Source organism: Mesorhizobium sp. M2C.T.Ca.TU.002.02.1.1, from assembly GCF_003997225.1.
The window spans coordinates 1-10,356 of the sequence record NZ_RZTO01000136.1 but is presented as its reverse complement, the minus strand read 5'-3'; the positions used below and the strand labels follow the sequence as shown (position 1 = coordinate 10,356).

The window sequence follows — 10,356 nt, the reverse complement described above, 5'->3', positions numbered from 1 at the left end:
ACAGGCTGGCGCGGGCGGTGGTGCGGCTTGGCCCCTCCTACGTCAAGCTCGGCCAGTTCCTGGCAACGCGGCCCGACGTCGTCGGCAACGACATGGCGCTCGACCTCGCGCTCTTGCAGGACAAGATGCATACGTTCCCGAAGGCGGAGGCGGTCCACGCGATCGAAGCCTCGCTCGGACGCAGGATCGACGACCTCTATGCCAGCTTCGGTGAACCCGTGGCGGCGGCCTCGATCGCGCAGGTGCACAGCGCCGAAGTCGTGCGCGAGGATGTCGCTTCGCGGGTGGCGGTGAAGGTGATCCGGCCCGGCGTGCGGCGCCGCTTCTTCCAGGATCTCGAAAGCTATTTCCTCGCCGCCCACCTGCAGGAGAAATACATCCCCTCGTCACGCCGGTTGCGCCCGGTCGAGGTGACCCAGACGCTGGCGCAGACCACCAAGGTCGAGATGGACCTGCGGCTCGAAGCGGCAGCACTTTCGGAGCTCGGCGAGAACACCAAGGACGATCCCGGGTTCCGCGTGCCGGCGGTCGACTGGGAGCGGACCGGCCGCGACGTGCTCACCATGGAGTGGATCGACGGCGTCAAGATGAACGACATCGCCGGCCTCGCCGCCGCCGGCCACGACCTCAAGGCGATCGCCGCCAATCTCATCCAGTCGTTCCTGCGGCACACGCTGCGCGACGGCTTCTTCCATGCCGACATGCATCCGGGGAACCTGTTCGTGGAGGCGGATGGCACCATCGTGGCGGTCGATCTCGGCATTGCCGGGCGGCTCGGGAAGAAGGAGCGGCGCTTCCTCGCGGAGATCCTCTACGGTTTCATCGTGCGCGACTATCAGCGCGTCGCCGAGGTGCATTTCGAGGCGGGCTATGTGCCACGCCAGCACAATGTCTCGGCCTTCGCGCAGGCGATCCGCGCCATCGGAGAGCCGATCCACGGCCAGTCGGCCGATACCATTTCGATGGCCAAGCTCCTGACGTTGCTGTTCGAGGTCACCGAACTGTTCGACATGGCGACGCGGCCGGAACTGATCCTGCTGCAGAAGACCATGGTGGTCGTCGAGGGTGTTGCCCGCACGCTCGATCCGGCCTTCAACATGTGGAAGACCTCGGAGCCTGTGGTCGGCGACTGGATCGCCGGCAATCTCGGCCCGCGCGGACTGCTCACCGATGCACGCGACGGCGTCAAGGCACTCGTGGCGCTCGCAAGGCAGGCGCCGGACATTGCCGCGCGAACCGATCGGCTGTCGCGCGCGCTCGACCTGATGGCCGAGAACGGCCTGCGCTTCGACGAGGCGACGGCGCGCGCCATCGGCAAGGCCGAAGCGCGCCACACCCGCTCCGGCCGCGTGGCGCTGTGGGTGATCGCGCTGACGCTGATCTATGTCGCGTGGAAGTTGCTCTGAGATGCTTTCAATGACAGCAGTGCTGTCATTGAAAGCATCTCTTTCAGGGACTATGTTGAAGGTAAGGAGCAGAATATGAGCACCATTACCATTCGCAATCTCGACGCCAACGTGAAGCAGAAACTACGTGAGCGAGCTGCCATCAGGGGGGTCTCGATGGAAGAGGAAGCGCGTACCGTTCTTGCAAAGAGCGTTCTTTCGGACGGCTCGGACCAGGACGGTCGGGGAGAGTCACTTTACGCGGTTATTCGTCGGCTGGTTGAGCCCCATGGTGGTTTCAATATCGACTTGCCGGAGCGCGGGCCCGCGCGCGAGCCGCCGAAATTCGACTAACCATGTTCGTGCTGGATACGAATGTAATTTCGGAAACGTTCAAACCATTGCCCGATGCGGGGGTGGCTACCTGGATGGATAGCTCGTTCGCGACCCGTTCATACGTCACTGCGATGACCAAGGCGGAGTTGCTATTAGGGCTTGCAAACATGCCTGATGGAAAGCGTAAGGCCGCGCTGGGCGATGTCATCGGGACCTTTTTCACCGCATGGCTCAAGACCCCGGTGCTCCCGTTCGGGGACCGTGAGGCGGAAACATATGCGGAGATTGTTTCAAAGAGGCGATTTCTGGGACGCCCTGTCCGGGAGTTTGATGCGCAGATTGCCTCGGTTGCTCGCTCGCGGGGCTTTGCTATCGTGACCAGAAATGTGGCTGACTTTACCGATTGCGGTGTCAACATAGTCAATCCTTGGGCAGCGGCGTGATCCTCTCCGGCAGGCGCATCCTGCTCATCATCGGCGGCGGCATCGCCGCCTATAAATCGCTCGACCTGATCCGGCGGCTGCGTGAGCGCGGCGCGTCGGTGCGGGTGGTGATGACGTCGGCCGCGCAGCAATTCGTCACCACGCTGTCGGTCGGCGCGCTTTCGGCCGACCATGTCTTCACCGAGCTGTTCGACCGCAAGGACGAGCACGATGTCGGCCACATCAGGCTGTCGCGCGAGGCCGATCTGCTGGTCGTCGCGCCGGCCACCGCCGACCTGATGGCCAAGCTCGCCAACGGCCATGCCAACGACCTTGCCTCGACGGTGCTTCTGGCCACCGACAAGAAGGTGCTGATGGCGCCGGCGATGAACCCGAAAATGTGGGCGCATCCGGCAACGCGCCGCAATCGGGCGACCTTGCTGAAGGACGGCATCGTCTTTGTCGGTCCCGCCAAGGGCGAGATGGCCGAGAGCAACGAAGCGGGCGAGGGCCGCATGGCCGAACCGTTGGAGATCGTCGCCGCGATCGAGGCGATGCTCGACGAGAAGCCGAAGCCGCTTGCCGGTCGCAGGGTCATCGTCACCTCGGGACCGACGCACGAGCCGATCGACCCGGTGCGCTACATCGCCAACCGCTCGTCCGGCAAGCAGGGCCACGCGATCGCTGCCTCGCTGGCAAAGCTCGGCGCCGATGTGCGGCTGGTCTCCGGTCCGGTCACCATCGCCGATCCGGCCGGTGTCGCGACCACCCATGTCGAAACGGCCGCTCAGATGAAGCAGGCGGTCGAGAGCCTGTTGCCGGCGGATGCTGCCGTGTTCGTTGCCGCCGTCGCCGACTGGCGCACGGCGAACGCCGCCGGCGAGAAGATCAAGAAGGTAGCGGGCAAGGGGCCGCCTTCGCTGCAGATGGTCGAAAATCCCGACATCCTGGCCGGCATCGGCCATCATGCGCAGCGGCCTGGCCTTGTCGTCGGCTTCGCCGCCGAGACGCAGGACCTCATCGCCAATGCCGAGGCCAAGCTCAAGAAGAAGGGCGCCGACTTCATCGTCGCCAACGACGTTTCGCATGAAAGCGGCATCGGCCCGTCCGGTGTGATGGGCGGCGACCGCAACAAGGTGCGCATCGTCTCCAGAACCGGCGTCGAGGAATGGCCGGAAATGGGCAAGGACGAGGTGGCGGCGCGGCTCGCCGCGCTGATCGCTGAGCGACTGCGGCAGACTGTCGTGGTCTGAGCGGCAAGCCCGCCTTCCGGTCTTTGCCGCTTCGGCGTCAACCCGCCGCAAGTCGCGGCCGGTTCGCCGTCGAAAAGATCCTCATCGCCGCCAGGCACCCGAACACGCCGAGCGGTATGAATGCCAGGTATAACCAACTGGCGACCGAAGCGGCCGCATCACGGTTCAACCCTTCCGAGAAGCCGCTGGCATTGGCGATGATGCCTGCGATCGCCGCGCCCACGGCATAGCCGATGCGCTGCATGGTCGGCACGGCGGCCGAGGCGATGGTCTGCTCGTCCGGGGCCGCCGACGCCACGATGATGCGGGTCAGGAACGGCCAGGCGACGCCAAAGCCGCCGCCCTGCAAAAGAGCGCAAAGCAGGATCAGCGGGATCGAGCCGGCAGGGATCGTGTAGGCGAAGCCGGCAATGCCGAAGGCAATCATCAGCGCGCCGACAAGGATGATCGACCGCTCGCGCTCAGGCGGGGCGTTTGCGACGAGGATCGACAGGATCGACCATGAGATCGACTCGGCGGCGATGATGTAGCCGCTGGTGAGCAGGGGTATGTCGTGCAGCGTGGTGAGAAGCAGCGGTCCGTATATGCCGAAGGAACAGGTTGCCACCGAGAAAGCGGCGACCATCGTCATGCCCGCGCCGACCGGAAAGCGCCACGAAAACAGATTTGACGGGAACAGCCGCGACCGGGGTTTCAGCGCGTCGATCCGGATGAACAGCGCCAGGCCGACCAGGCCAAGGCAAAGCAGCAGCGACGAACGCAGCAGGGCTATGTCGACACCGGCGGTCGCGATCAACACGACGCTGACGGCGAGGCAGGCCAGCGCGCCATAGGGGAAGGGCGGCGCCGCGTCGCCCGTTGTCTGCGGCCGTGAAGCGCCGGCGGTGTTGAGAACGGTGAGGCTGGCAATCGCGACGGCGATGCCGCCCAGCGTGAAGATGCCGACCGCCCAGCGCCAGGACAGAAGCTCGACCATGATCGCCCCAATCATCGGGCCGCTGAAGGCGGCGATGCCCCAGATCGCCGACATCACGCCGAACAGCTGCGGCCAGATGGCGCGCGGGAACAACCGCTCGACGGAGACGAACGCCAGCGACACCAGCGCGCCGCCGCCGAGGCCTTCGATCAGCCGCCCGGCGAGGAACTGGGACATGGAAGGCGCAACGGCGCTTATCAGCGCGCCGGCAGCGTAAAGCAGCGCGGCGACCGCCATGTTGCTGCGCAGCGAAACATAGCTGACAAGCCGGCCGGCGGCGGCGCCCGCGGTGATGGCGCCAAGCTCGTAGATCGCCAGCGACCAGCCAACCAATTGCACGCCGTCCAGCTCGCCGACCATCGCCGGCATCACCGTCGCCACCATCGTCTCGTTGGTTGCGTAAAGCAGGATGCCGAGGCTGACGAAGCAGAAGCGCGCCAGGTCGCCGCTTGCCCACAGCGCCCGCCAATCCACCCTTTTGCCGGCCACTTTGTTGCCGCTTGCTGCCGTCACGCCGATCTCCTGCCTGCTTTGCGCACCTCATCCGCGTTGCGAACGAGGCTCTATCGGGTCGAGCATGATCTCCTCCGAAAACCGGATTCCATGTTCGGGATCATGCTTTTGGATCCAGTTCGGCGGAGCTTGTAAAACCTCAAGCGCGGTTGGGCTCAAGAGGCTTTTTCACGTTCACGGAAGGATTGCGGCAGAAGGGCCTGGCCGGTCGCGGTCGGCCAGTCGGCTTGCCGCGCCAGCGGAAGGTGAAGGCACGCGGGATATGTCCGGGAGATCAGTGAACAGGGTCCGGCTCGGGTTCGGATAGACGACGGCAACCGTCGATGACAGGATGGATGGTCCACTGGTTTTCCGGATCCTGTTGGGCTGCGACGGTCAACGGCGAGCCAGCTGAATCCACGGCCTCGCACCAGCGGTCGGAGCTGCCGTCCGGAACTGAAGATTCGTTCCAGCTGCCATTCCATGTGCCGATCTTCTGACAGTGCTTGATCGGGTGGATCTCATTCCAGCCCTCGTGGGCGGAATCATAGACCCACGTCCCCTTGACGAACAGGATATCGGCGCCTCGCCGCGTCGGATCATTGACGTGAAGGTCGCCGAGATTCTCGTCGACATCGGTTGGATTGGCCGTGTCGAGAATGCCGACGATGCCGCCGACTATGACAATTGCGGCCGCGATGACCGTCAGGATCGCGCATGCGATCCAATCGAAGAAGGGAATGGCGCAAGCCACCGCGGCTGCGGTGGCCACGGGGATCGCGGCAAGGCAGGCGATCATCAGATCGTAAACGCCGGCGCCTTCGAATTCGCAGTGAAGCACCGCGGTAGGGTCGTCATTGGCCCACTGACGTGCCTCCAGTCCCTGCCAATCGAGGCCCGCATTCTTGATGGCGGGGGTATTGGCGATCAGGCGTCCGAACGGCTGGATCTTCTCGGCCTCGGCCTGCGGCGTGAATTCGAAGACGTTTCCCGGGACCAGATTGAGACTGTAGTCGGTATCGAAGCGATCGAGACCGGACTTCTCCTGTGGCGGATCGATCTTGAGCAGCCAGCCGACCGCGCATTCGTCGCCGCCAAGGCAGACCAGCCGATCGTAAAGCCACCAGCGGCAGTATGCGAGGATGGCCGCGAGCGCGACCAGCAGGACCGCCGGCCCGGCAACGACGCCGACCAGGATCAGCGGCAGCGCAACCACGGCAGCGGCAATGATCACCTGCGCATATTGCTTGCCGATATGATTTCCGACCGAAATGCATTTCGTGTAGTGCCGGTAAGCCATGGCGGTTCCTACCGTTCGACATAAAGCGTCACGCCGCCGGCAAGTCCGCGCGCCGAGAAGGCGTGGAAGTTGACCGCCTTGCGGCCGGTGAAGCCGGCCGGTGGCTCGATATTGACGGCGACGGAAATTTCTTCTCCGGGACCGAGGGCGGCTTGCGCCGGGTCGAAGGTGACAAGCCAGCCGGGGGGAATGGGATGTGCCGGACGGGTATGGCCGGCAGGCACTGCCGCGATGGTGCCGGGAAAGGTGCGCAGCGGCCGGCGGGATGGCCTCGGACGGGGCCGCTCGCCGCAGATCGGCAATTCAGGCAATGCATAGGCGTCGGCTTCAAGCCGAAACTCGGCCCTTTCCCGTTCGCCGTTGCGCAGACGGAATTCGAACTTTGCCGGGGAATGGGCGACGCCGACGGTGGTGTTGTCCTGCCCGAGGTTGTTGTTGGGGTTCACGTCGTCCAGCCAATCGAGCAGCACCTGGATGCAGTAATGGCCGGGGTCGGCCGGCGTGCGCCATTTGACCGAAGCGAAGGCCGGATGATTTGCGCCGCCTTTGACTCCGAGATCGGTCTTTGCCTCGTCTATCCAGGTCGAGGTGGTCCCGATGCCGAAACTCAGATAGGAGAACTTCACCGGCAGATCGACGACCGGCGCCTCGGTCGAGTTGTTCCAGATGCGCGCGACCACCTCATATTCTGTGTCCGGCTCCAGCATATGCGGCGGGACGGTGACGCCACCGCGCTTGATCTCGATATCCGGATTGTCCCAGGTGACAGCCAGGCCCTGGCCCATCAGATAGTACTGAGCGTAGATCAAAGGGTCCGGCCGCTTGTAAGCGGGGTCGCTGATCTTGACGCAGCGTTGCGGCCCGCTCCGGTCGAGCCGGCTAGGGAGCTTGGCTCTTTCGCAAATCAACCTGACGAGCGCGCAAATCTGCCCGGCTATCCGGCGCAGATTGTCTGGCCACTCCTTGAAGGCGTCGACGATCGCCCTCAGGAATTCCAATATTTTGGGGACCGGGCTCACGGCCTGTCTCGGGCCGTCAGCGTCGTTGCCGGCGCATATAGAACCAGACCGCAGCGACCAGGAACGGTGCAAGGATCAAAAGAAGTTCGAAAGATCCTGAGCCGCCGTCAGGCGAAAATCCGAATAACCGCTCGATGAAATCCATCACAGCCTCCCGGGCCTGCAACAAGAATTGCAGTCAACGATGTCTTTGCATCTGTTGGGAGGCTGCCCCTCTGCCGGCGATTGCCACCAACACCTCAGCTTAATAACACAAGATAAGCAAAGCCGCCACACGCAATCGATATTCTGGCGGCGCTCGTGCTTCCGACCGCGATCGATGGCTGCATAATATGCGAAGGCCGCGCCTTCGTAGAAGGCGCGGCCCCGCGGAGTGCCGTGGTTGTGCGGCGGCTATTTGTAGGAGTGGACGAGATCCAGCGAGGCCACCGCGACGGCCAGGTTGACGCCGGTCTGCGCCTGGACGCTGAGCGGCTCCAGCATGAAGGCGCCGTCGAGGCCGCCGACCAGGAGATTGGCGCCGCCGCCGGTCACCACGGAAGCCTCGGCGTTGACGCCGTAATAGCTGCCGGCGAGGTCGCCCGCGTCGTGATGGCGGGTTGCCGCAAGCACCGCCCAGACGAGCTGGCCCTGATGCGTCTGGCCAAGGTCGACGCCGAGCTTGGAGATCATGCCCGTATAAAGCTCGGCGGGGCCGTGATGATAGGGGCGGAAGGTGCACGAGACGCCCTTGTTCGAGGTGATGACGTAGCCGACGCCGCCGTCGATGGTGCAATCGAGCGTGCCGAGCCGAAGCGTGCCGGCGCTGACCGGAGAAGCGAGGACCGTGGCGGCAAGCGCGGCAGCGCCACAGGCAAGGGATTTGATCATTGGAAAGGTCCTTTCGCGAAAATTTCGCCCCGGTTTAAACGATCGAGGTATGTCGAGCGTTCCGCCGAAAACTTGGCGCGAACATGGCAAAGGTTAACCCATTGCCCTGGGCGGTTAACGGATCGCTATCGGCGTATCCGCGGCGCAACACCACGGCCGCCGGCGGTGACCGGGCGTCGTGCGATACACCCTTCCGGCGGCGTCAGCTTCCGATCAGCTGGCGCTGCCGGAGGTGCGCGACAGGCCGTCCTTGGCCGGCTGATAGTTCGGGTCGAGGTGGACCGCTTCGCGGTAGGACTTGGCCGCCCGTACCTTGTCGCCGCGCCGCTCGTAGATCAGCGCCTGGTTGGCCCAGGCCTCGGCATTCTTGCCGTCGAGCTTGATGGCCATGTTGAAGTCGCTGAAGGCGTTGTCCTCGTCGCCCGTCGCCAGGTAGGAGAGGCCGCGGCCGTTGTAGGGCTCGGCGGCGTCCGGCGCCAGCGAGATCGCGGTCGAGAAATCCTCGATGGCGAATTTGTGCTGGCCCTGGCTCTGATAGATCAGGCCGCGATTGTGGTAGGCGCGGGCATCGGTGGTGTCGAGCTGGATCGCCTTCTGGAAGTCGTTGAAGGCATCCTGGGTGCGGCCCGCCTTGCGGTAGAGATTGCCGCGGCCGATATAGGCTGCGTCGTAGTTGGCATTGATCTGGATCGCGCGGTTGTAGTCGGCCAGAGCGGCTTCCTGATTGCCGAGGAAGCGCTGGATCAGCGCGCGGTTCGAATAGGCCTGGTAGAAGTTCGGGTTGAGCTGGATGGCCTGGTTGAAGTCCTTGAGCGCCGCCTGGTACTGGCCGCCGCGGCCATAGGCCGAGCCGCGCACATTATAGCCCTCGGGATCCTGCGGATTGCGCTGGATGACGGCCGAAAGCGAGGAGATGTTCTCGCTCGACCCCTGCGCCTTGTCGATCGAGTTGAACTCACCTGTCGGGCTTGTCTGGCATGCTGCAAGCACCAGACCCGAAAACAGGGCCGCCGTCAGGGCGAAGCCGCGAAAAGCGGTTCCGCGCTCTACGGTAATAGCGTTCATCTTTGTCCTCACTGCCGCGGCGCCGTCAGTCCGTTCCCTCTCCGAACCGGCTCGAATCTATAAACAAAAAGGTGGCGGCGATTTCGCATCGCGCCACCCTCGGTATCCTTCGAAAAGGACGAAAAATTGGCGTTATGAGCGCGGCGAGCGCGATGCGCCGGCAGCACCGGCCGGAGCCGGGCGCGGGGTCATCGGCAGCAGGCCTTCGCGCTGGGCGCGCTTACGGGCCAGCTTGCGGGCGCGGCGCACGGCTTCGGCCTTCTCGCGGGCACGCTTCTCGGACGGCTTCTCGTAGTGACCGCGCATCTTCATTTCGCGGAAAATACCTTCGCGCTGCATCTTCTTCTTCAGCGCGCGAAGCGCCTGATCAACGTTGTTGTCGCGGACGAGTACCTGCACGGGCAATCCTGTCTTCGGGTTTGAAATCGTTAGGCAATCGGCCATAGCCGGGATGCCTCCGCGGCGAGCTGCACCGCGAATTGTGGCGGCTGATAGCAGAATCAGGCTGGCATGTCCACCTCTGATTGCGCGAAACAGCGATCAAAAGCCCGAGCGCTGCACGCCAACGTTTGTTCGCCCTATGCGGTCGTCAAATGGAGGCGCGCAAAGTCCTCGAAAAACTCGCCGTAATCGCAGGTGATTTCCTCGCCGGCGGCGATGTCGCGAATGGCGGTGGCGCCGCCATATTGCGAGAAATCCGTGTTCGGTCGTTCCGAATGGTTCATGAAACGGCCATTGTCGACCTCATAGACCATGAAGCCGGGCTTGTCCGGGCTCGGATAGGCGTAGCGGTCGAGCAACTCGCGCAGATGCGGCGGCGCGGCCTCGTATTTGGCCATCGGGATCAGCCGGTCGAAATCCGGATCGAGCCGCCAGATCGAAGCGCCTCGGCGGATCGGCTCGGCGGCGAAGACGCCGACCCCTTCGATGGCGCTCTGGGCAACATAGGTTCTGATCAGCAGCATCGTTCCCCGTCCATTCTCGACGGGAAACGAAATCGTCAATTCGCGCCGAAATGCAAGGCCGCGCCGCGACATTTCAGCGGATGAGCACGCTTCCAGCCTGCCTGCCGGATCACGTCCGGTTGATCGAGACGCCGCCATCGGCAAACAAGGCCGTGCCGGTGGTGAAGCTCGATGCGTCGGAAGCCAGGTAAAGCGCCGAGCGCGCGATCTCCAGCGGCTGCGCCATCCGCTTCAAGGCATGGATGCCTTCGACGAAGGCGCGCGCCTCGGGCG

13 protein-coding genes are annotated in these 10,356 nt (G+C 64.0%); 4 read left to right on the top strand and 9 right to left on the bottom strand.

Features of this window, described 5'->3' with window-relative positions; translation table 11 throughout:
• From ubiB to coaBC, 4 genes are all read left to right on the top strand, one after another.
• Positions 1 to 1,406: 2-polyprenylphenol 6-hydroxylase (gene ubiB / locus EOD07_RS10125; protein ID WP_127235334.1), on the top strand; the 1,406-nt coding region annotated here is incomplete at its 5' end.
• A 75-nt stretch (positions 1,407 to 1,481) separates the two neighbouring features.
• On the top strand, positions 1,482 to 1,739 hold the full coding sequence (locus tag EOD07_RS10120) for a plasmid stabilization protein (protein WP_127235333.1): 258 nt from the start codon (positions 1,482 to 1,484) through the stop codon (positions 1,737 to 1,739).
• 2 nt (positions 1,740 to 1,741) lie between these two features.
• Positions 1,742 to 2,164, top strand: coding sequence for a type II toxin-antitoxin system VapC family toxin (locus EOD07_RS10115; RefSeq protein WP_127235332.1), 423 nt, complete (start codon positions 1,742 to 1,744; stop codon positions 2,162 to 2,164).
• Positions 2,161 to 3,396: a bifunctional phosphopantothenoylcysteine decarboxylase/phosphopantothenate--cysteine ligase CoaBC gene (gene coaBC / locus EOD07_RS10110; RefSeq protein ID WP_127235331.1), complete on the top strand. Its 1,236-nt coding sequence runs from the start codon at positions 2,161 to 2,163 to the stop codon at positions 3,394 to 3,396. The genes EOD07_RS10115 and coaBC overlap by 4 nt, the downstream gene beginning before the upstream one ends.
• A gap of 37 nt (positions 3,397 to 3,433) precedes the next feature.
• Here coaBC and EOD07_RS10105 read toward each other — a convergent pair whose 3' ends face one another.
• From EOD07_RS10105 to EOD07_RS10070, 9 genes are all read right to left on the bottom strand, one after another.
• On the bottom strand, positions 3,434 to 4,885 hold the full coding sequence (locus tag EOD07_RS10105) for an MFS transporter (RefSeq protein WP_164772153.1): 1,452 nt from the start codon (positions 4,883 to 4,885) through the stop codon (positions 3,434 to 3,436).
• Between the two features lie 274 nt (positions 4,886 to 5,159).
• On the bottom strand, positions 5,160 to 6,164 hold the full coding sequence (locus EOD07_RS10100) for a hypothetical protein (RefSeq protein ID WP_127235330.1): 1,005 nt from the start codon (positions 6,162 to 6,164) through the stop codon (positions 5,160 to 5,162).
• 8 nt (positions 6,165 to 6,172) lie between these two features.
• Positions 6,173 to 7,183, bottom strand: coding sequence for a hypothetical protein (locus EOD07_RS10095; RefSeq protein WP_127235329.1), 1,011 nt, complete (start codon positions 7,181 to 7,183; stop codon positions 6,173 to 6,175).
• Between the two features lie 16 nt (positions 7,184 to 7,199).
• Complete coding sequence (locus tag EOD07_RS39050) at positions 7,200 to 7,328, bottom strand: hypothetical protein (RefSeq protein WP_274534965.1); 129 nt, start codon at positions 7,326 to 7,328, stop codon at positions 7,200 to 7,202.
• Between the two features lie 248 nt (positions 7,329 to 7,576).
• Positions 7,577 to 8,053 carry a DUF992 domain-containing protein gene (locus EOD07_RS10090; protein WP_127235328.1) on the bottom strand — a complete coding sequence of 159 codons (477 nt, stop codon included), beginning with the start codon at positions 8,051 to 8,053 and terminating at the stop codon, positions 7,577 to 7,579.
• 213 nt (positions 8,054 to 8,266) lie between these two features.
• A complete protein-coding gene (locus tag EOD07_RS10085; RefSeq protein WP_041012603.1) occupies positions 8,267 to 9,118 on the bottom strand; it encodes a tetratricopeptide repeat protein in 852 nt (283 codons plus the stop codon).
• Positions 9,119 to 9,250: 132 nt separating this feature from the next.
• Positions 9,251 to 9,517 (bottom strand): 30S ribosomal protein S21, encoded by a 267-nt coding sequence (rpsU, locus tag EOD07_RS10080; RefSeq protein ID WP_027165252.1) that lies wholly within the window; start codon positions 9,515 to 9,517, stop codon positions 9,251 to 9,253.
• A 179-nt stretch (positions 9,518 to 9,696) separates the two neighbouring features.
• Positions 9,697 to 10,083, bottom strand: a complete 387-nt coding sequence (locus tag EOD07_RS10075; RefSeq protein ID WP_127235327.1) for an SET domain-containing protein-lysine N-methyltransferase — start codon at positions 10,081 to 10,083, stop codon at positions 9,697 to 9,699.
• A gap of 109 nt (positions 10,084 to 10,192) precedes the next feature.
• Positions 10,193 to 10,356, bottom strand: a 164-nt coding sequence (locus EOD07_RS10070; RefSeq protein WP_127235326.1) for an SDR family oxidoreductase, incomplete at its 5' end; no start/stop codon positions are given.

Bases quoted from the DNA above. Each gene is read 5' to 3' on its own strand.
- EOD07_RS39050 (WP_274534965.1), bottom strand. From the start codon at position 7,328: ATGGATTTCATCGAGCGGTTATTCGGATTTTCGCCTGACGGCGGCTCA.
- EOD07_RS10090 (WP_127235328.1), bottom strand. From the start codon at position 8,053: ATGATCAAATCCCTTGCCTGTGGCGCTGCCGCGCTTGCCGCCACGGTC.
- EOD07_RS10120 (WP_127235333.1), top strand. From the start codon at position 1,482: ATGAGCACCATTACCATTCGCAATCTCGACGCCAACGTGAAGCAGAAA.
- EOD07_RS10075 (WP_127235327.1), bottom strand. From the start codon at position 10,083: ATGCTGCTGATCAGAACCTATGTTGCCCAGAGCGCCATCGAAGGGGTC.
- EOD07_RS10085 (WP_041012603.1), bottom strand. From the start codon at position 9,118: ATGAACGCTATTACCGTAGAGCGCGGAACCGCTTTTCGCGGCTTCGCC.
- EOD07_RS10115 (WP_127235332.1), top strand. From the start codon at position 1,742: ATGTTCGTGCTGGATACGAATGTAATTTCGGAAACGTTCAAACCATTG.
- EOD07_RS10100 (WP_127235330.1), bottom strand. From the start codon at position 6,164: ATGGCTTACCGGCACTACACGAAATGCATTTCGGTCGGAAATCATATC.